The organism is Arcticibacter sp., assembly GCF_053551015.1.
On record NZ_JBMQOB010000003.1, the window covers coordinates 202544 to 220873 of the forward strand.

Sequence of the window (18330 nt, forward strand, 5' to 3'; positions counted from 1 at the left end):
CCGGCCTCTTACGTCATACATAAAATGAATACACTCTTTAAAGCCTTAATCAACTACTTCATTAAAGGGATCCTTGTAGTCGTCCCTATCGGTGTGGCGATATTTCTGGTGTTCTGGATCATCGCAACCCTCGACAAGCTATTGAATCTTAGCGGTGCGATCTGGGTAGATGCCAAAACGGGTGAACCGATTTACGTCCCTGGATTGGGAATACTGACCGTTGTCGTCATTATTCTTCTCGCAGGGATCATCGTAACCAATCTCATCACCGAACCCATCAAGTTGTGGTTCAACCGTTGGTTCAAGCGACTTCCATTATTCAACATCCTGTATTCTTCCGTAAAGGACCTGACCGAAGCGTTTGTTGGTGATGAAAAGAAATTCAACGAGCCTGTTATCGTAGAGATCAACAACCATGGCCTGAAACAAGTCGGTTTTGTCACAAGGAAAGACCTGTCCAAACTAAAGCTCCATGGCAATGTAGCTGTGTACTTTCCGTTTTCTTACTCCTTTGCTGGTCAGCTGGCTATTGTAAAGGCCGAAAATGTGGAACCACTCAACATGAGTGCCAGTGAAGCCATGAAGTTTATTGTATCGGGCGGTGTCAGCGGAGGGGATTAGACTTCCACCTTATTCCGTTCTGATCTGATTCCAGGCATCCGACTGTTCGATCTGTTTTCCTATCTCGGCCAGATAATCCAGTGGAATCAGGTCTCCTGTAACCCAAACAAGTCCGGAGTCATCCTGATGAGGCATAATATCGCCTAACTTAGACATACCCTTGAAGACCATGTACGTCTCGTCCTGTGGTATAATGGTCAGCATTTCACCTTCTATATAGATCTCAAATGGTTCTTTTTCTTTCATAAACTTATCTTTTCTGTTGATTTCGACGGGCACTTCCTTGTAGATCTTAATCTCCATCTGCCCGTTGCGAAAGGTCTCCAAAGTATTAGCTGGAGCCCCATGCCGGGGGCTATCGTTCAGCATTTCGCTGTGTTTACCGTTATCAGGCATTTTAGCAAACGCTTTGTCTGCCTCCTCTCCCGCCCCACTATTAAGCAATTCTTTCCGGTATGAGGGGAGCGATTGGAGAGTTTCCTCATTTACCGGCGGAACCACAATCAGCATCTCAGACTCTTTTAGATCAACTGCATCCAGGGGGACAAGCACACTCTTGGTCTTTATGCCGAAGTCGTTGTCCGCCATGTTCACCAGCAGGTATCGTACCTTCATGCTTTCCGGCGAAAAGATCAGGTCATCGACATGGCCAATCTTCTCTCCCGCGGCATCTGTCACCCACCATCCGTTAACCTTGGGCTGCGATGGCACAATTTCATATTTACTCCCATTCAAATGCTCCAGCAATCTGTCTGATGATCGAATATCTTCCTGTGCCATCGTCTTACGTTTGAGTACGTTAATCCTTCACATTAGTCCGGTCAGGGCCTCCGTTCATGAATGTCTGATATTGATTGCAACTTCTCAGAAAGAAGAACAGGACGAGCATCACGACCAATGCAAGCAGTATCCGTGGCCACCAGCCTCCTCTTCTTTTCGGTTGAACATCTAAATCAGCCATGTTATAACGCGCCTTTATTAAATGCATCCACGTCGGTCTTCGATGCTGACCGGTCAACCTCCCTGGCTGTAGTACCCGGAGCCTCCTGGCGGAGCCTCATTCCCTCTTCCAGTCTCCGGTCAATTACGCGGCTACGGAGTCGGGAATCATCCTGTACTGCCGTGCTCAGATCTGCACGTTCATCCAGGTCCGCAGCACCGTAGTTATCCAGGATGCGCGCGGCAGCATCTGCTTCATCTCTTCCTTCAGCATGGACCGTCACAACCGTGCCGTTCCGCCCCGCCTCTGTATAGCGGGAGGCTTCGCTTACACTGTGACCAAAAAGACCTCTGAAGAAGTCCCCTATCGGGTCTTCCACCTGACGATCTGCTTCAACAGCAAGGTCTGTCGCGGCACCCTGTGAGGTTCTGATATCTATATTCTCCCGGCCAAAGCCGTTCGCCGCGAGATATTCAACGGCATCCTGAGCACGGCTAGAGCTCGTAAATATTCCAATAACGGTGTGTGACATAGTGATGTTTTTAAGATAGACAATAAGGTTTTTACCATAGGGGCTCAACATCCGTCCCCAGATTGCTCTGGCTAACGGATACAACTTCCCTTTTGAGGGTCTCTTTAACGGGAACGACGGTTTCCTTTTTATTTTTGGTGATATGCAGTTCTTCCACAAGCATCAGACGCTTCTCTACAACGAGCACTTCCTTTACCACTGAGACTATGGTCACGTCGCCCTCTTGTCTGACTGCTGGAGGTGCAACGTCTACATATTCATTCAATTCTCTTCTTTCTACTGAAACTTCCTCTTCAATCACGGGCACGTTCTTGAGTGCCTTTTCTTCAAAGACCCTTTTCGACACCAGCACACTGCCGGTTTCTACGTATTCCCTCCCTGTTTCGAAATTGCTATTGACTTCAGGGACGACAAGGGAACGATCCTCTGCCAGATCAACATCTAAATAATTATTCTCTTCTAGTATATCTCTCTTGTCTGCCATATTATCTATGTTAATTATTTGTCAATAACAGTAAAGACCTGAAAATGTGTAGATTTTCGGTAAAAAAAATAAGCCTGCACAAAAGAGGCAGGCTTTCTATTAACCCATTGCATAAGTAAAAAAAACATCCGAACTTTAATATACAAGCACCTAACTAATTAGAAATCATGAAAAAACAGGAATACTAAATCACCATTGATGCGTCCCCTAAAAAAGTATGGAATGTGCTTCTTGGTACCGACACCTACCCGCAGTGGACATCGCCATTCTCCCCTTCTTCCCAGGTAACGACCGACTGGCAGCAAGGCAGCAAAGCCATTTTTCACGATGGATCCGGTCAGGGAATGGTGTCAGAGATCGTCATTAACAGACCCTACGAATACCTGTCTATCCGCCATTTATCTTCTCTGAAAGAAGGAGAACAACACGACGATAATACCATCGATTCATGGGCAGGCGCGATGGAGAACTACACCCTGCAACAGACAGGCGGCAAAACGAAGTTACTGATAGAGCTCGACGTCACTGATGAATTCGTTGAGGAGATGAATACCATGTGGCCCAAGGCTCTGAACAAGGTCAAAGAACTCTCGGAAGCATCACACTCCGACACCTGATGCATTTGTAATCTAAGGTAGAAAATCAGGTAGCTTTTCCCTTGTGCTCCCAGTGATCCTTGATCACCTGGCCACTCTGATCATGCTTAAGCCGTCTTGCAAACCGCTCGCCCTTTACATTCCCATTCGCATCTTTTTTGCCCATGAATAGCAAAACAGGCCTGCCCTCCTCATCTGTCTTGAACGCCAGATCGTAGCGCTTATAGGTTTGCTCCACCATCGCGTCCGGTTCATACACCTTATTCAGGATCTTCATAATCGGCTCACCCAGTTCCATCACGATGCATTTAAAGATCCGTCATTCTCGTCATCACTCTCCTGATTCCGTAAGCTGTCTTCCGGACTGCCGTTATCGACATGCTCCACCGGTGGACTCCCCACCTCTTCGCGATTTTTCTTTTCATCCGGATGCAGACGATCCAATTGGTCAGTCTGGTTAGCACCCGACAGGATATCTTCTCCTGTATTTTCGCGTCTTTTCAATTCTTCCTGAGGAACAGAACCTGGCTGGTCCTCATTCTGTATGCTTTCTGTTATATCAGCCATTGCTTTATCGTTTGGGATATAACAAACCTGACGAAAAGGAGTTCGCGGCAAAAACACCTGTTTTAAACGGAAAGTACGTGGCAAACCCGCACCAGTATGATCAGTCGGTTCTAATCATACCGAAATGACTGTTTCAGAAACCAGTTCAGTTGCGGTATATCAATATACAGTAGTGCCATCAGCACACAAACAAACACTACCACGAAACCCATATACTTCCTCTCGCGGTGCAGCTTTTCGGGACCTTGCACCACCGAGTCTTTTCTTAAGCCAATGTGTAAATACCAGGAGAACAATACGGCAAAAAATGGAAAGCTCAGGAGGAGCTCAATCCTGTATTTAATCAGGAAGATCCCCAGAAAAAAGGCCGACACGAGGGCATAAAAGAACATCGAAATCAAGAGACTATTTTCCGTGTAGAACCTGAAAGATCTGCGGTAAAGTCCTGCCTGTTCCGGATTATTGATAAACCGGTACTCTGCACAGCGCTTTGTTGCCATCAGAAATGCCCCGCCCATCCAATACGCGAGAACAATGCTCGACGGTGGAATAATAACTCAGCTAAAGTCGTAGATATCCTTTGGCAGCAGCTCAGCAGGCACAAAGATGAACCAACCGAGGGCAAGTCGGATGGGATTATTAACAGATTCTGAGAGCACGTCCAGATACACCCTGTCCTTAGTGCGGAACGGTTTAACGTTATACATCACCCCCATGAAGAGGAGAAATGCTTCAAGAAGCACGAACGGCAAGTTGATATAGGAGGCCAGGACGAGCCCAGACACGGCAAGAAAAAGCCATTGCATAAACACATAGTACGGATTAAGCACCGTCTGTACGCCACTCCTGAATTTCTTCACCGGATGAAAGCGATCGAACTGAACATCGAGATACTCATTGATGACATAGTTAGCCGAGGCAATCAGACAAGTGCATGCAATCCCACTCAGTGCTTTCAGGAAGAAACCCGCATCGATAGGCGTCTGGTAGACCAGATAAGCGAACAGCATGCCCGGAAGCATGAAGATGTTCTTAAACCAATGGTCCGGCCTCGCGATCGTTACGTACTCATGCAGCCCTGCCGCCTTTAAGGATACACCATCTTCCACCAGAGTAGAAACAGGAGTATGGCTTGTTTTCATAATTTGATATTATTCGTTTTGAGATCAGAAAGTTGTGTGGTCAGATTCTTGAAGAAGTCGAAGGTTTTCAGGTGTCTTTTTTGGATAATTAAATAGGGCATCCCGGCACGTATAGCACATTCACCATCCAGCTCCATACGGTCACCAATGAACAAGCACTCGTCCCCGCTTACATTCATCTTGTCTGCAATGTGCAGCAGTCCACAGGGATCAGGCTTCAGCCGGTCTACCTCAGCATCGGTCGAGGCGACTGCCATGTCAACCTGTAAGCCCATTGCCTTCAGCTTTTCCTCGGCTTTATAGTCGGAGTAGATGGCAATCCGGATATCATTCTCCCGCAGGGCTGCGAAAAAATCGTGGATTCCGGGAAAGACGCATTCCGCCAAAAACTGATTTGGGAAATCGAATATCCAACGTTCTATCACAGGTTTGATCATACTCACCGGATAGTTCACTCTTTCTGCACACCAGATATACTGTGCGAGCTCCAATCCACTACCGGCATAGCCTGCATTTCGCTCCCTTTCCTTCCTGAAGTACACGAGTACTTTCAAATCATCGATCTTCCAGGGACGTAGAGCGTAGTACTTCAACAAGCCCAAAAACACCTTCCTCCTAAGCTTAGACTGCAAATACAGCGTCCCATCTACATCCAGAATAACGACCTTCACTTTGTCCCATCTGACCATACCTTTCATTTAGAATCCTCTTTACAATTTAGGCATTAGGGGAGGTCCTGAATTCGCTCTGCAAGGATTGTTACCGCGAGGTAATGGATTTTGTATAAAGGTGTGTAACAAAGAGATCAATTAAATAGGCATCTTTAACAATAGCCCAAAAATCTTCAATATGCCTTATTCAAAACCCGCGGAGCTTACGAAAGACGCCCCTGCCCGGCCGGAGAGGGGGCTGTCAGCTCCCAAATACATTTTATATACGCTGCTACTACTGGGCATAGTATTTCGGGGTTTTCACTTCCTGGATAACAGATCTTTGTGGCTTGACGAGATCTATGTGGCCCTGAACGTCCTCTCTTCTACCTTCCAGCAGCTTACTGCTCCTCTTCTCGAATACCAGCAAAAAACGCCGATCGGATTTCTCTGGATGGTTAAGTTCTCTGCAATCCTCTTCGGTGATCAGGAACAGGCTTTGCGTCTGGTGTCTTTGCTCAGCGGAATCGCTGCTCTCTGCTTCTTTGTCCCCGTATGCCGCCATTGGCTGAGACCGACAGGACAGATCGTCGCCTTGGGAATCATGGCGGTAGCCCCTCCCCTGGTCTATCATGCAGTGGAAGTGAAGCAGTACAGCATGGAGCTGCTCGCCACGGTACTCTGCCTCTGGCTTTTTGTACGCTTCAATGGAAAGGAAGAACCACGTGACAGGATTCTATGGGGTATGGCAGCTGCAGTCCTTTGGTTTTCGTACTCCTCTGTGTTCATTCTGACGGGAATAGGCGCAGCAGTATGCCTGCACCTGCTCTATAAACGAGAATGGAAGAACCTCTGGCGCACATGCCTGCCTTTTTCAATCTGGTTCTTCAGCTTCGCTCTCCATTATGCACTCATCACCAGTAAACAAAACAGCGAGGAATGGCTCCTCTACTGGTTCAGGCACTACAACAGCTTTATGCCACGCTGGTCGCCCGATACACCACAATGGCTGATACATCATCTTTATACTATGCTCGACTACCCACTGGGCCTGCTTTGGAACTTCAACAACGCTGAAAACACCATCCTCCGGACAATCCTCAAGATGTCGTTCTTGCCCATTGCGATGCTGCTTACGGGGATTTATGCCTTTTCCAAGACAGACAAACAGGCACTCCTGTTAATGGTTCTTCCCTTCGTGCTTACTCTTGCGGCTTCTGCCCTGGAGCTGTATCCCTTTTTGAACGCCTGCTGGTGTTCCTGTCCCCTCTTGCCTTCCTGCTGATTGCCCGGGGATGCGACCATGCTATAGCAACCATACCTGTGCTGCGGAAGGGAAAATACATCCTGCCATTCCTCCTCTTGCTGGGTGGATTCAGCGCCTCCACTCAGGAGATGATCAAACCGGACGTCTTTGGCCGCTACAAAAAGTCTTACCAGAAAGAAGCATTACTGTACGTGAACGAAAATTTCCGGGAGGGCGACGTCGTCTATGTTTATTGGAATATGAACTACGCTTACCGCTACTACAAGAAAGCCTATCAGCTGCGGTACAATGCAATAGAAGGCAGCGATGTCAAATTCGAATCTGTCAGCCCCTCGGACTATATCCAGCATCTGGAGCCCGACTTTACCAAGTTTAAAGGAAACAGGCGGGTGTGGGTTGTCTATAATAAGAAACTTTGGAATGATATCGGAGAGATAGAAAGCAAACCCGACTGGTACAACCATTCGCAGCCCGGAGAGTTCCTGTACAGGGCACTCAGGAGCCGCGCCACTGAAAAGGCAAGCAAGGTCTTCCCTGAAGTGAATGTATCCCTGTTCGACTTTAGCTCCGCTCGGTGATCTCCACCCATTTATAGCGCACCGCACCCGGCTTCGGTTCAATAGGCGCATCGTGACAATCTGCCCAGGCCTGCGTAAAAGAAGCACCGAAATAGAGGATCAGAGAAGAGTAAAACACAAACAGAAGGAGAAGTACGATGGCTGCAGAAGCGCCGTATAAACTCCCGATATTACTCTGAAGAAGTAATACGCGCAGCAAGAACTTGCCGATATTGAAGAGTACGCTGGTAAAAAGCGCACCTGCAAAAGCGACATTCCAGGATGGCGTACCGTCGGGCAGGTACCTGAAAATGATCACGAACCAGGCCGTCACGACTACGATGGAGAAAATATAGCTAAAAATACTGTTCAGATACTCCGCCAACCAGGGTAACAAACCTTCCACCACCTCCTTCAGGTAGGTCTGCATTCCTTCCATGAGTATAGCAAGCAGAAAGAGGAAACCGGTAAACACGATGATGATGAGTGCCTGCCACCTTGATCGCATGGTCCCGCTGAACCGCTGCTTCGCCACCATCTTGATTTTCCAGACCTGATTGATCGAGTCCTTGATAATCTTGAAGAGATTCGTAGCCACAAAGATCAGAATGACCATACCCACAATAGTGATATACTCATTACTCGCCATATCTCTGATCGCTCTCAGGGTGTCGGTGATCTGGACAGTACTGCTCCGCCCGATCACCATAGAAAGGTTTTTAAACACCTCACGGATAATCTGCTCATTTACGATCAAACCTAACACCTGGGTGATGATCACCAGAATGGGTGGCAATGCAAATAGGGTGAAGAACGCTGTCGCCGCAGCCATTCGCAGAGGATCGTTTGCCGAAAACACCTGAATAGCCTGCTTCAGAGGTTTTAAAATACTGGTTACTAGGAGGGTTTGTTTCAATCTTTCTTTGATTTTCTAAGCTACGCTGGTGCTGATCTTCTTCAACAGATGCTATATTAATCCGTTTTCAGTCAAATTGTTCCCGCAGGCTTCAAAAATAAGAAATAAGAGGTTTGCAAGCGGGAGGAGAAAGATACTACTTCTTTTCCACCTTGCTTCCAACACTCAGGTTCAGGTTGACGGCCATACCTAATGAATGCAGTCTGACATGCCCGTAACCTATATCCGCAACCGGTATTTTCAGGTAAGGCTGAAATCCGATTCCCAACTTGTTGTTTATACGACGTACATACCTCGCATCCAAATTAATCACACTAAAAGCATGTTTATTCTTGTTGCGGATTGAATAGTCATAATCGCCCAGACCACTCTGCTGAGTGTACGTAAACCGGTAGTCTTCTCTCAACATCAGATAAGAGGATACACCAGTTCCTACCGTTACCGTATTCCTGCCTTTGTTAATCAAGGTATAGCTCACATTCAAAGGCAGATCCAGCACCCGGCAATCGGTATAGACTCTCTCCGGGATATAGGGGTAAGACGCTTTATTTTCGGGATTATAACTACTGAAATCACTATCATACAGCTTCTTGGCATAAATCGCCCCGGTGCTCAGACTCCATTTTTCAGAGAGAGCCACAGTCAACAACAAACCATAGTCGCTCCCCACCCGGGCCTCCTTATAGTTGTTGATGCCGTTCAAAGCCGGAGCATACATCACGCTGATACTCAGTGGAACCTTCAGGCCACGGCGTATCTCAAGGTTTTCCGCCGCGAGATAGGTCTCTTCCGGAGCCCGGACTCCCGCTATGCGGATCTCAGGCAACGGCAATGACTTTACATCGCCGGGCACCACGGGCTGGCTCAGCAGCCCGTGATATTCCAGCGATCTCCTCTCAGTCCATTCGTTAGTTAACTCTTTCTGATGCCGGCCGCTGGTCTCCTGCTTCGCGAAGGCTTCACGATTTCCGGCCGATACAGCTTTGGGCACCAATATCTTCGAACCTGGGGAGCGCAGCCCTCCCGGCTCGCCGGCAGGCCCTACTCCGGTGATTGATCCGTTTTCCGGAGCTTTGTTCCCCGGCGACTGCTCTGTCTGCCCGGCTTTTCCCTCAGTTGTCTTGCCTTGCTTCGCAACCGGATTTGCCGGCACCTCCAGATCTTTATCCCGGGTCAGTACCCAGGTAAGTAATACCAGGAGCATCGCAGCAACGGCCCCAATCCGCTTTACCCACATCATCCTGCGCGTGCCAGCATCATGCTTATCGAGGCGACTCGCCAGCACAGACCAGTCATCCTCCAGCGAAGCTGAATGATCACGGTCGGGATCTAACCCATCCCTGAACATATGCTTAGGGTTGTCGCTACTCATCTTGTGCCCGGTTTTTATTAACAATCACATTTTTATCTGGCTGCCGCAAGGCAACTACTTTCGCTTCTGTATGCTGATCTTTGAGCTTAGCCGAAGCATGCAAAGACACCAGTTCCTGAAGCTTCTTTTTTGCTTTGAACAAGTTTGACCTGGACGTTCCTGCACTGATCTTTAACATTCCCGCAATCTCCTCATGCGAGTAGCCATCAATTTCATACAAGTTGAAAACCATCCGGTACGCATTAGGAAGCCTCCGGATCACGGCCAGCAGATCCTCATAATCCAGCTGATGCTCGGCAGAGATATCACTTTCCATCGCGTCCGCATGATCCAGATCCTCCATAAAGGCGACCTTCAGATTGGTCCTATAGTAGTCGATGGACGTATTATGCATGATCCTACCTAGCCAGGCTTTAAAAGGCCTCGCCCGATCGAATTTAGCAAGATTTAAGAAAGCTTTGAAGAAGCCGTCGTTCAATACTTCCGAGGCTTCATACCGGTTGCTGGTATAACGCAAACAAATGTTCATAGCAAAGTTATAGAACTCCTGATAGAGTAGCTTCTGACTATTCCGGTCGTTTTTTAAACATCCGTCCAGGAGACGCAATAACCTTTCTTCCATTGAGGATATTTACCAGCTGGCTTGTACGCGTTTTCGAGAAAAAATCCAGTTAACCGTTTTCATTTGTTCTTAGACTGAAATAAACTAAATGTCCGTGAAATGCTGAAACCCCAGCGAAACTCGCCATCGCCCCAGGAGGTACTTGTATTGGGAATAAATTGGTTCTCCAGAATAGCAGCAGCATTCGTAAAGATCATGTTGAAAACGTGTCCGCCTGTCTCAATTTCCAGTCCCACCCCGAGCGGATTGTGAAATTTGAAACCCTTCTGATCTTTGAAGTAATCCTTGCTTTCCTTAGTTCTGAAGTTATGAAAAAAATCAGCAACAAAAGCCATTCTTTTACTAAATCTTAAGCGTCCGCCCAGCCCTATGGCCATGCTGTTATTCATATCCATAAAAGGAACATAATTGCGCCTGACGTAGGTTGGCGTGAGCGCAAGGGAAAGCTTATCGCTGAACTTTCGTGCGATAATAACCTGAGTGATATAGCTCATCCGGTCACCGAAGCTAGTAAAGGCAGCGTCGGACGTCACCTGATCGAGCTTGTGCATCGTGGAAACCGCAGCATCTCCAAATAAAGTCAGCGACAGGGGTACGTGGTCATCCTCCGTCTGATGCAGCACCCTGTACTTCATGTTCACATAAACAATCTGTCGCTGGTTTGTACCGGTACCATTGGGCGCTCCTTTCACCCGGCCAAAACCTGCACTCCATTTATCAGAGATTCCATAGTTGAACCCGATCAGGATATCGGAAGAATTATCCAGACCGAAGAAATTCTCCACTCCTCCGTTCGACCCGGCTATATCCCCAAACCGGTGCATGACCATAAAGATCAGATCGTGCTTGTTCACCGTTTCGTTGGACTGCCCGTTGATGATATGGGGCGACTTAAATGTGCCGATCACCGGCACGTGCTCTTCCATAGTGGAGTCGCTCACGAGCTTACTTAAGTCATCCTGCGCATTCGAAACTGCGAAAAAGGCACAGCTAAAAAGAAGAGAAAGCATGAATTTCATAGTCGCTGATTTAAGGGTTTCTTGTCTATTTCGTTTGAGCTGAAGGTCCATAAACGGCAGAGACCTGTACATCCACGATCTCGGCAATGTTTCTTATCACGAGTGAAGGAATTTTGATACGGTGATCTTCCAGTTTCACCGGGAACTTCGCATTCGCGGCGATGCTACCGTTCGAGACCTGTAGTTCACCTCTCACGCTGTAATCTTTGATCACTCCGTGGATATTCAACTTTCCCTGAACGGTGACCGGGAATGTGCCATCCTTCTTTGGATCGATATTCTCCAGAACATTGCCTTTGAATTCGGCCACCGGATACTTTTCACTCTCCAGATAGTTCTCATTGAAATGCTGCTTCATCAGACTTTTTCTGAATTCAAACGAACGGATCGGAACTTTGAAATAGATTGCCCTGCTGGAAACGTTCAGAGCAGAAACACCTTTATCGGTCTTCGCGCTGATATCTTCCATCGGCGCTTCCGAGAAAAAGCTGAATGCCATTCTGCGCGCAACATAAAGGTCCTGCGACCAGCCTACCAGGGGCCAGCCGAACAGGATTAAGAAGGTGAGTCCTATTTTCATATCGTTCGTTTTATAGCCCCTCGGGACTGCAGTTTCCTATCCATGCATTAAGCGAGTCGCGGGTAGATTTGGGCAGAGGAGCCCTCCCCATCGGCATGTCGGCCTGATCAGAAATCACCCTGGCGGGAAACTTATCGACATAAGCTCGCACACCTGCATAGCTGGTAAAGTTCCCCGGTCCCATGGAGTTGCCCCCTTTGTGGCAGGCACGTGTGCAATTGATAGCAATGACATTTTTCACGTAGTTTTCATACGTGACATTCATCCCGGGAAATGCAGGTTTGCACCCAGTTTGCGGAGCTTCCTCTTCGCTCTCCGGCGCCGTCTTTGTACAACCGTAATAAAGGATCAGTAAAACAGCAGTAAGTTTCAGGTATCTTTTCATTGGGTTCGTTTTTCATTGCTGGTGGGCGAAAGCCCGGTATATTCAGTCGCCAGGAGGAACATACCGGGCAGATCAGCCGAACTGGCCATACACTTAATATCCGGAACCTGCTCCCGACATACTTGGTGCGGTGCCGCTCTTCATCATCGTGGCGATCACTTCACCACCCGGATAGTTCTGGCTGTGGATTTGGGAATATATCTTTCCGGCATTCAGATCGTTCACCTGTTCGATGGTGAGGATAGCCTTGCCCGAAGCTGTGCCGCTCATTCCATTGGAGTGTTCTTTGATATCAATGATGATCGGTCCGGCATCATGAAAGTGCATACCTACGGCATTACTGCTTAGTCCGGTCCAGCTCAGCTCGTACGAAAGTTCCCTCGTCAGCGGGTTGAAAACAGCCGTGGTCGTTCCAGTGGCTGTGGTCACCACGTTATCTTTCGACTTGACGAAGCTGCCGGAATAGGTAATATTGGTTGGCGGACTGCTAGAATCATCATCTTTGCCACAGGATAAGCAGCCTACAGAAAGAAAGAGCAAAATAAAAGGAAACACCTTTCCTCCTACAACATCAAACGCTTTTTTCATGGTCTTGAGTTTAAGATTTGAATCATGTTATTATCAAAGAAGGATTTGATGCTGCAGCACATCTATTTACGTTACGGAGCGCAAACAGCAGTTGCTGCCTGGCGAAAAAATATTTTATTTTTTTTGATGCTGATCGATAAGGAAGAATGATGGGCCGTTCTTTTAAAAGTGCATTTGCTAAATCCAAGGGGGACTTGCGGACCGGACGTCAGACGAACCCGCGGGTGGGATAAGAAGCGGCATTGAGCTTGCCCTCCTTCATCTTGTGCATGGTTTCTTCTACCTGCTCTCCTGCTTTTTTTGAATACTTTGCCATATGCTATCGTGTAAGTTTAACCTTGTAAATTTTCTAATCATAGATCACCGCAGAGCTGGATAGGTTTACCCAATTGATGACGACCGAATGAGATAACAAGAAAAACACTTCAGGCAAACAAATGCCCGAAGCTTTTTCTTTTATACTGAAATAAACTACTAGCTATGGAAAATCAGGAATTGAACAACAACGAGCTGCCGGAAGAAAATACCGGATCTGCAGAGAGCAGGAATGATACGACAGACGCAGGTGATGATACCATCGGAGAGAATACCGAGCTCACGCCGCTGGCGCAGGAGATTCTCAAAGACGAAGATAAGCGTGTAGAGTCAAAAAAGAATTCGGAAGACAAGGATCCTTCCGAAAAGAATGGATAAAAAAAGAGGGCATGGAATCATGCCCTCTTTTTTTATCCATTCTACCTAGCGGCTTATTATAACCGACTTTGCCGGCTCAAATACATCTACAGGCAGAATAGCGCCCTGCTCATCAAAACGCATCGGTGAGATACAGGTTTCGCGGTTATAGCCGTTACCTCCAGGGATTCTAAACCGGTGATAGGCAATGTACCATTCGTCTCTTCCGGGTACTTGTACCACGGAATGATGTCCTGCTCCTTTTACAATACCTTCTCCTTTCAACACCGGATTCTTCCCAGCCTTTACAAATGGCCCCATAGGTGAATCGGATGTGGCATAAGCGACTGAATAACGCGGATCGCGCGTGTCGTACTCTGACCACATCAGGTAATATTTTCCTTTCCTTTTGAACACGAATGCTCCTTCGTTATATCCTTCGGTCTTGAAGCTCTTCAGTTGAGCCGGATCAAAAGAGATCATATCATCGTTCAGCTTGACCACATGGCAGCTGCCTTGTCCGAAATAGAGATATGCGGAACCATCATCGTCAACAAAGACCATGGGGTCGATCATCTGACCTTTGTAGGTTGCTCTGGGGACCAGCGGTTTACCAAGCGGATCTTTGAAGGGACCTGTCGGCTTATCGGCTACGGCTACGCCGATGTTGACGTCCGCAGAGTAGTAGTAATAATACTTGCCGTTCTTCGTGGCGATAGCAGGCGCCCATGCCCGCTCTTTCGCCCAGCTGAGATCCTTCTTAAGGTCAAGGATGGTACCTTCTTTCTTCCAGTTGACCAGATCTTTGGATGACCACGCCGTAAAATGGTCGGACATCCAGCCTTCGGTGCCATCGGTGGTTGGATACAGGTAGAACTTATCGCCAAAGGCTGCAATGTGCGGATCCGCATAAACTCCCGGCAGCACTGCTGAAGGGACGCTCGCGTTATTCAGGTGCCTGTACATCTCGGAAGCGGCCAGGAGAAATGCACCTACGCCAAAGTCGGCTGTGGAGTTTCTGTCGACCACCTGACCGGGGATGGCGCGCTCACCTATAGGCTGAACGAAGCCGATCTTCCCGTCGGCCTGCAGGGCCTGAGTGCTGAGGTAATTCCATGCTTTGCTGACCACCGGCATGTATTCCTGCTGGTCAAGAATGCCATTGTTGATCCCCCATAACATGCCGTAGGTAAAGAATGCGGTACCGCTGGTCTCCGGTCCGGGAGCATGTTCAGGATCCAGCATGCTCCTCGTCCAATAACCTTCGGGTTGTTGAGAGCCTTTAATGGCCTGGGCCATGTCCTGGAACCTGCTGAGATATTCATTCCGATGGGCGTCATTATAGGGCAGGTCTTTCAATACCTTGGCGAGTCCCGCAAACACCCAACCATCTCCCCTGGCCCAGAAATCCTTTTTGCCGTTCGCACTTTTATGCTTAGGATAGACGTATTTCGCATCACGATAGTAAAGCTTTGCCTCCTGATCATACATGATGCTGTTGGCGTAGCTGAGGTATTCGTGGAGCTTCTCCAGATAGAGCTTATTGCCGGTTACCTGATGAAGTTTGGTCATCACCGGCATAACCATATACAGGCCGTCTGCCCACCACCAGTAATCCTTGTTAGGGGTACTCATCTGGTACTCCATAACTTCAATAGCACGCGCTATCTTCTTTGGGTCCTTGTCGAGTTTATACAGATCAATATAGGTCTGAAAGCAGATCTGCCAGTCGCCAAACAGCACATACTCGTCCTTCTCCCCGTAATTGTACTTCCACTCGGCTTTATTATCTGATTTGGCTCCTTTCCATTGGTTTGCCTCTGCCCACTTTTCTGAGTACTTCCGATATTCTTCGTTCTTCGTAATCGCATAGGCTTCCATGTTGCCGGTATGATAGGCGGCCACATGCCAGAAGGCGTTTCCAGGTTCAGGATGGGTATTCTGCCAGTACCGGTTCACGCGGTTGATGATCTCCAGGACCTCCCCTTTGGAACCTGCGAGTGACTGCTGGCTGTGTTTCTTGACAGCACAGGAGCTTAACACAAGCAAAAGGGCCAGGCTGACATTTAATACGAGTTTATTCATGGTCACATTGTTATAATTGAGTGTAAGGCGTCTCCCGCCCGCTTATTCTTGTTGGATTGCCTTTTTTATTTCAGGTGAAGTGCATGGTCGGCCGGAACATCCTGCCCATTCCATACTTTAGCAGATGTCCAGGGTTCAGCCTTCGCTGACCAGAACTCATCTTCCGGAGACAAGCCAAGAGGCAGGAGGATATCGGCGCAGAGATAGAGGCTTCCGGTGGTGATATAAAAGTCTCCCAGCCGTGGCTGACTTCCATATAATCCGATGGTTAGCCAACCGTCTTTGGTGAAGGTGTCGGCTCTTTCAAATGTTTTACGGATAACAGCCGTCAAAGCGCCTCTGACCTGGGCAGGTTTCAAAGAATTTGGGAGACTCTTGCGATACGCCACGTCTGCCAGGTGGTGAAAAGCTCCGCCGCGGTAGGTAATTGATCGACCTGTGACCGGAAAGCTACCGTCGGCATTAATAAAGCGCTCCTGATGCTCTGCAAAGCGTTGTGTGATCTTGCCGAAATCCGCCTTGTACCAGTTGTACCTGTCGTTCTTTTGATTGATGACCTCCAGAATAGCCGCCATATAGGGTTGTATCACGTAGCTGTTGTAGTAGTCGAGGCTGAACTGCATACCGTCCGAATACATTCCGTCTCCCGTATACCAGTGTTCAGCGAATTCCCGAATGCTGTACTCTATCCTGACATCGTCATAATCCATTCCGTATTTACAGAAAAAAGCTTCAATCATTCCTGAAAAAAGGATCCAGTTGGTATAAACGGGAACGGTCTTGCGAGTGGCAAGCAGTGCCGTTTGAACCTGTTGCTGTACCTGCTTATCCAGGTTCGTCCAAAGCCAGGGACAGCGGATAAGCCCCAACGCAAAGAACGAAGCATCTACCAGCGGCTGTCCACCCTCCCACTGCAGATAGTCTTTTGCGGCCGGATTAACCGCGTTGGCGATAGCTTTAAGCGCCCATTCACGATATTGATTCCGCAAGGCCTGTTCTTCCGTGGTACCACCTTCGGCATTCAGCCAGGGAGCTATCCCGCTTAATGTTCGTCCGAACGCTTCAAGATAGGCTACTTTGGTGCGTTGTGCCTTGTTGTCGATACGGTCGGATAATATTACCCGCATGTTCTGCTTCAGCTTGTCAGCAGCCAGGTTCTGCAGAACGGGCCGCGATACGCGGTCAAGGTGACTGAGCCAAAACTTCCTGTCGTCAGTTTGAGCGTGCCTTTTGGTTTGTGCCTGGAGGGTGGTGTTCAGGAACAGCCCCAGGGTGAGGAAAAATAATGTTTGGAACTTCATTGTCTTAGAGGTTGCTTGGTAAGCGATAGGCAAGATATCAATATCCGCACAGTTTTTACAATTTCCAGCTGTCGTACCATGTAATACTCAACCCATCGTCCTTGACTTCTGCCGGAAGCCAGAGATACCGGCTATCTTTTAAATCCTTGGGATTCCATTTATCAGCCATAAAGATGAACTTGTTCTTCTTTCCCTGGACGGGTAAAATAAAGGTTGACTGTCCGCCAAAGGTCGTGGCAGCATCAGGACCATGCATCGGATCTCCCTTATCTTCCCAGGGGCCCCATATCGATGATGCGACATGCACACTCGCCCTATTGGGTGCCCATCCGGTGCATCCACTCGTGATCATGTAATACAGGTTGTTTAGTCTGAAAATCGCTGGAGCTTCACGATGCTGGCTGAACAGCAGCTTGTCTTCTGTTGTAGGGCTGAGATAGTCGCCGGTCAGCTTTGCAATGCGCAGATCATAGTTATCTCTTGAAGAATAGATGTGATAAGCGGTTCTGTCATGATCGACAAACAGCGTCATATCTCTGGACATGTTACCGTTTGGACGAAAACTTTTCAGAAACTTAAATGGGCCTGTTGGGCGATCACTGATCGCCACTGCTGCACGGGCCGCGTCGTATCCCTGTCCTTTTAGTTCCAAATGGAACCACATGACGTACTTTCCTGTCTTCTCATTGTAGATCACTTTGGGGCGCTCCATCAGACAGCCTCTGGTAATGTCGCTCTCCGGAGATTCGTCAGGGGAGAGCGCCAGACCTTCGGCCTTCCAGTTATAAAGATCCTTAGAGGAGTAAACGTTCACTCCTTCGGAAGCACGTTGGCCGCGTTTTTCTCCGTACCAATAGTAGGTGCCCCTGGAAAAAAGCACGCCCCCGCCGTGAGCATTTATGACTTCTCCCTGAGTGTCCTTCCAGATGATCCCAGGCGAAAATTGCTTTAATGTTTGGGCAGCTGCCGGTGTTGATACGGCCGCGACAAGCAGTGTGAGGACGGTAAGATGTAGTTTACACATGATGCCATCGGCATTAGTAACACTACTCCTGATATTAACCTGACCAAAGCCTGAAGTATAAGAAAACAGCAGGGTTAAAAGAGACACCTTGTCTTTTATCCTGCGAGAGAGACGCCTTAAAATTCCTTTCATAAGATCTTTTGTGGAGGTTCAGTAAGATGCAAGATCGTAAAGCGAAACATTTTTGAAAGGGGGGTAAATGGCATAGTTAAGGGGACCATCAGATAATGTTCATGAATAATCTCGTCAAGTGAGGGCTTTGGGGGGAGCACAACCAATTTGCTGCAGACACTCCACGCACAAAAGAGAAAACCTAAATAGGATAAACTACATATCGATATGCCATCATGACATATCCCGTTATATACTTTTCATATAATCAGATCATTGAATTCACATACATATACAAT

Annotated in this window: 25 protein-coding genes; 5 read left to right on the forward strand and 20 right to left on the reverse strand. The window is 48.0% G+C overall.

The window, feature by feature from the left end; genetic code table 11:
- Positions 1-24 precede the first annotated feature (24 nt).
- Positions 25-621 carry a DUF502 domain-containing protein gene (locus tag ACO1NU_RS01320; protein WP_448816640.1) on the forward strand — a complete coding sequence of 199 codons (597 nt, stop codon included), beginning with the start codon at positions 25-27 and terminating at the stop codon, positions 619-621.
- A gap of 9 nt (positions 622-630) precedes the next feature.
- Here ACO1NU_RS01320 and ACO1NU_RS01325 read toward each other — a convergent pair whose 3' ends face one another.
- From ACO1NU_RS01325 to ACO1NU_RS01340, 4 genes are read right to left on the reverse strand one after another with little or no spacing between them, the layout of a single operon-like run.
- Entirely contained in the window at positions 631-1401 is a 771-nt protein-coding gene (locus ACO1NU_RS01325) for a PRC-barrel domain-containing protein (RefSeq protein WP_448816641.1), read from the reverse strand.
- Between the two features lie 19 nt (positions 1402-1420).
- Positions 1421-1582 carry a hypothetical protein gene (locus ACO1NU_RS01330; protein WP_448816642.1) on the reverse strand — a complete coding sequence of 54 codons (162 nt, stop codon included), beginning with the start codon at positions 1580-1582 and terminating at the stop codon, positions 1421-1423.
- Position 1583: 1 nt separating this feature from the next.
- Positions 1584-2093 (reverse strand): hypothetical protein, encoded by a 510-nt coding sequence (locus tag ACO1NU_RS01335; RefSeq protein WP_448816643.1) that lies wholly within the window; start codon positions 2091-2093, stop codon positions 1584-1586.
- A 31-nt stretch (positions 2094-2124) separates the two neighbouring features.
- On the reverse strand, positions 2125-2577 hold the full coding sequence (locus ACO1NU_RS01340) for a DUF2382 domain-containing protein (protein WP_448816644.1): 453 nt from the start codon (positions 2575-2577) through the stop codon (positions 2125-2127).
- 194 nt (positions 2578-2771) lie between these two features.
- Between ACO1NU_RS01340 and ACO1NU_RS01345 the strand changes: the two genes are divergently transcribed.
- On the forward strand, positions 2772-3194 hold the full coding sequence (locus ACO1NU_RS01345; RefSeq protein ID WP_448816733.1) for an SRPBCC family protein: 423 nt from the start codon (positions 2772-2774) through the stop codon (positions 3192-3194).
- 25 nt (positions 3195-3219) lie between these two features.
- On the opposite strand, the gene ACO1NU_RS01350 is transcribed toward ACO1NU_RS01345, so the two are convergent.
- From ACO1NU_RS01350 to ACO1NU_RS01370, 5 genes are all read right to left on the reverse strand, one after another.
- On the reverse strand, positions 3220-3471 hold the full coding sequence (locus ACO1NU_RS01350; protein ID WP_448816645.1) for a hypothetical protein: 252 nt from the start codon (positions 3469-3471) through the stop codon (positions 3220-3222).
- A complete protein-coding gene (locus ACO1NU_RS01355; protein ID WP_448816646.1) occupies positions 3471-3740 on the reverse strand; it encodes a hypothetical protein in 270 nt (89 codons plus the stop codon). The genes ACO1NU_RS01350 and ACO1NU_RS01355 overlap by 1 nt, the downstream gene beginning before the upstream one ends.
- Positions 3741-3850: 110 nt before the next feature.
- Entirely contained in the window at positions 3851-4240 is a 390-nt protein-coding gene (locus ACO1NU_RS01360; protein ID WP_448816647.1) for a hypothetical protein, read from the reverse strand.
- A 57-nt stretch (positions 4241-4297) separates the two neighbouring features.
- Positions 4298-4882 carry a UbiA family prenyltransferase gene (locus ACO1NU_RS01365; RefSeq protein WP_448816648.1) on the reverse strand — a complete coding sequence of 195 codons (585 nt, stop codon included), beginning with the start codon at positions 4880-4882 and terminating at the stop codon, positions 4298-4300.
- On the reverse strand, positions 4879-5580 hold the full coding sequence (locus ACO1NU_RS01370; protein ID WP_448816649.1) for an HAD family hydrolase: 702 nt from the start codon (positions 5578-5580) through the stop codon (positions 4879-4881). The genes ACO1NU_RS01365 and ACO1NU_RS01370 overlap by 4 nt, the downstream gene beginning before the upstream one ends.
- Positions 5581-5731: 151 nt before the next feature.
- Here ACO1NU_RS01370 and ACO1NU_RS01375 point away from each other — a divergent pair, with 151 nt between their 5' ends.
- On the forward strand, positions 5732-6817 hold the full coding sequence (locus tag ACO1NU_RS01375; protein WP_448816650.1) for a glycosyltransferase family 39 protein: 1086 nt from the start codon (positions 5732-5734) through the stop codon (positions 6815-6817).
- Positions 6787-7377, forward strand: coding sequence for a hypothetical protein (locus tag ACO1NU_RS01380; protein WP_448816651.1), 591 nt, complete (start codon positions 6787-6789; stop codon positions 7375-7377). Before ACO1NU_RS01375 ends, ACO1NU_RS01380 begins: the two co-directional genes overlap by 31 nt.
- Here ACO1NU_RS01380 and ACO1NU_RS01385 read toward each other — a convergent pair.
- The 8 genes from ACO1NU_RS01385 to ACO1NU_RS01420 form a co-directional block, all read right to left on the reverse strand.
- Positions 7361-8272 carry a YihY/virulence factor BrkB family protein gene (locus ACO1NU_RS01385; protein WP_448816652.1) on the reverse strand — a complete coding sequence of 304 codons (912 nt, stop codon included), beginning with the start codon at positions 8270-8272 and terminating at the stop codon, positions 7361-7363. The genes ACO1NU_RS01380 and ACO1NU_RS01385 overlap by 17 nt on opposite strands.
- A 136-nt stretch (positions 8273-8408) precedes the next feature.
- Positions 8409-9644, reverse strand: a complete 1236-nt coding sequence (locus ACO1NU_RS01390) for a hypothetical protein (protein WP_448816653.1) — start codon at positions 9642-9644, stop codon at positions 8409-8411.
- On the reverse strand, positions 9637-10266 hold the full coding sequence (locus ACO1NU_RS01395; protein WP_448816654.1) for an RNA polymerase sigma factor: 630 nt from the start codon (positions 10264-10266) through the stop codon (positions 9637-9639). Before ACO1NU_RS01395 ends, ACO1NU_RS01390 begins: the two co-directional genes overlap by 8 nt.
- A 59-nt stretch (positions 10267-10325) precedes the next feature.
- Positions 10326-11285, reverse strand: a complete 960-nt coding sequence (locus tag ACO1NU_RS01400; RefSeq protein WP_448816655.1) for a DUF5777 family beta-barrel protein — start codon at positions 11283-11285, stop codon at positions 10326-10328.
- 25 nt (positions 11286-11310) lie between these two features.
- Positions 11311-11865: a YceI family protein gene (locus ACO1NU_RS01405; protein WP_448816656.1), complete on the reverse strand. Its 555-nt coding sequence runs from the start codon at positions 11863-11865 to the stop codon at positions 11311-11313.
- A 10-nt stretch (positions 11866-11875) separates the two neighbouring features.
- Positions 11876-12250, reverse strand: a complete 375-nt coding sequence (locus ACO1NU_RS01410) for a hypothetical protein (protein ID WP_448816657.1) — start codon at positions 12248-12250, stop codon at positions 11876-11878.
- 93 nt (positions 12251-12343) lie between these two features.
- Positions 12344-12838 (reverse strand): CHRD domain-containing protein, encoded by a 495-nt coding sequence (locus ACO1NU_RS01415; protein WP_448816658.1) that lies wholly within the window; start codon positions 12836-12838, stop codon positions 12344-12346.
- 208 nt (positions 12839-13046) lie between these two features.
- Positions 13047-13154, reverse strand: coding sequence for a DUF6496 domain-containing protein (locus ACO1NU_RS01420; RefSeq protein WP_448816659.1), 108 nt, complete (start codon positions 13152-13154; stop codon positions 13047-13049).
- Between the two features lie 164 nt (positions 13155-13318).
- Here ACO1NU_RS01420 and ACO1NU_RS01425 point away from each other — a divergent pair, with 164 nt between their 5' ends.
- The gene (locus ACO1NU_RS01425) at positions 13319-13531 is read left to right on the forward strand and encodes a hypothetical protein (protein WP_448816660.1); all 213 of its coding nucleotides are present in this window, start codon (positions 13319-13321) and stop codon (positions 13529-13531) included.
- Between the two features lie 45 nt (positions 13532-13576).
- On the opposite strand, the gene ACO1NU_RS01430 is transcribed toward ACO1NU_RS01425, so the two are convergent.
- The 3 genes from ACO1NU_RS01430 to ACO1NU_RS01440 form a co-directional block, all read right to left on the reverse strand.
- The gene (locus ACO1NU_RS01430) at positions 13577-15595 is read right to left on the reverse strand and encodes a glycoside hydrolase family 88 protein (protein ID WP_448816661.1); all 2019 of its coding nucleotides are present in this window, start codon (positions 15593-15595) and stop codon (positions 13577-13579) included.
- Positions 15596-15660: 65 nt separating this feature from the next.
- Positions 15661-16896, reverse strand: a complete 1236-nt coding sequence (locus tag ACO1NU_RS01435; protein ID WP_448816662.1) for a DUF2264 domain-containing protein — start codon at positions 16894-16896, stop codon at positions 15661-15663.
- A gap of 55 nt (positions 16897-16951) precedes the next feature.
- Positions 16952-18052, reverse strand: a complete 1101-nt coding sequence (locus ACO1NU_RS01440; RefSeq protein WP_448816663.1) for a glycoside hydrolase family 43 protein — start codon at positions 18050-18052, stop codon at positions 16952-16954.
- Between the last annotated feature and the right edge of the window lie 278 nt (positions 18053-18330).

Bases quoted from the DNA above. Each gene is read 5' to 3' on its own strand.
- ACO1NU_RS01390 (WP_448816653.1), bottom strand. From the start codon at position 9,644: ATGAGTAGCGACAACCCTAAGCATATGTTCAGGGATGGGTTAGATCCC.
- ACO1NU_RS01395 (WP_448816654.1), bottom strand. From the start codon at position 10,266: ATGGAAGAAAGGTTATTGCGTCTCCTGGACGGATGTTTAAAAAACGAC.
- ACO1NU_RS01320 (WP_448816640.1), top strand. From the start codon at position 25: ATGAATACACTCTTTAAAGCCTTAATCAACTACTTCATTAAAGGGATC.
- ACO1NU_RS01355 (WP_448816646.1), bottom strand. From the start codon at position 3,740: ATGGCTGATATAACAGAAAGCATACAGAATGAGGACCAGCCAGGTTCT.
- ACO1NU_RS01420 (WP_448816659.1), bottom strand. From the start codon at position 13,154: ATGGCAAAGTATTCAAAAAAAGCAGGAGAGCAGGTAGAAGAAACCATG.
- ACO1NU_RS01430 (WP_448816661.1), bottom strand. From the start codon at position 15,595: ATGAATAAACTCGTATTAAATGTCAGCCTGGCCCTTTTGCTTGTGTTA.
- ACO1NU_RS01335 (WP_448816643.1), bottom strand. From the start codon at position 2,093: ATGTCACACACCGTTATTGGAATATTTACGAGCTCTAGCCGTGCTCAG.
- ACO1NU_RS01360 (WP_448816647.1), bottom strand. From the start codon at position 4,240: ATGGCAACAAAGCGCTGTGCAGAGTACCGGTTTATCAATAATCCGGAA.
- ACO1NU_RS01375 (WP_448816650.1), top strand. From the start codon at position 5,732: ATGCCTTATTCAAAACCCGCGGAGCTTACGAAAGACGCCCCTGCCCGG.
- ACO1NU_RS01340 (WP_448816644.1), bottom strand. From the start codon at position 2,577: ATGGCAGACAAGAGAGATATACTAGAAGAGAATAATTATTTAGATGTT.
- ACO1NU_RS01365 (WP_448816648.1), bottom strand. From the start codon at position 4,882: ATGAAAACAAGCCATACTCCTGTTTCTACTCTGGTGGAAGATGGTGTA.
- ACO1NU_RS01325 (WP_448816641.1), bottom strand. From the start codon at position 1,401: ATGGCACAGGAAGATATTCGATCATCAGACAGATTGCTGGAGCATTTG.
- ACO1NU_RS01440 (WP_448816663.1), bottom strand. From the start codon at position 18,052: ATGAAAGGAATTTTAAGGCGTCTCTCTCGCAGGATAAAAGACAAGGTG.
- ACO1NU_RS01330 (WP_448816642.1), bottom strand. From the start codon at position 1,582: ATGGCTGATTTAGATGTTCAACCGAAAAGAAGAGGAGGCTGGTGGCCA.
- ACO1NU_RS01425 (WP_448816660.1), top strand. From the start codon at position 13,319: ATGGAAAATCAGGAATTGAACAACAACGAGCTGCCGGAAGAAAATACC.
- ACO1NU_RS01405 (WP_448816656.1), bottom strand. From the start codon at position 11,865: ATGAAAATAGGACTCACCTTCTTAATCCTGTTCGGCTGGCCCCTGGTA.
- ACO1NU_RS01400 (WP_448816655.1), bottom strand. From the start codon at position 11,285: ATGAAATTCATGCTTTCTCTTCTTTTTAGCTGTGCCTTTTTCGCAGTT.
- ACO1NU_RS01410 (WP_448816657.1), bottom strand. From the start codon at position 12,250: ATGAAAAGATACCTGAAACTTACTGCTGTTTTACTGATCCTTTATTAC.
- ACO1NU_RS01415 (WP_448816658.1), bottom strand. From the start codon at position 12,838: ATGAAAAAAGCGTTTGATGTTGTAGGAGGAAAGGTGTTTCCTTTTATT.
- ACO1NU_RS01350 (WP_448816645.1), bottom strand. From the start codon at position 3,471: ATGGAACTGGGTGAGCCGATTATGAAGATCCTGAATAAGGTGTATGAA.
- ACO1NU_RS01370 (WP_448816649.1), bottom strand. From the start codon at position 5,580: ATGAAAGGTATGGTCAGATGGGACAAAGTGAAGGTCGTTATTCTGGAT.
- ACO1NU_RS01435 (WP_448816662.1), bottom strand. From the start codon at position 16,896: ATGAAGTTCCAAACATTATTTTTCCTCACCCTGGGGCTGTTCCTGAAC.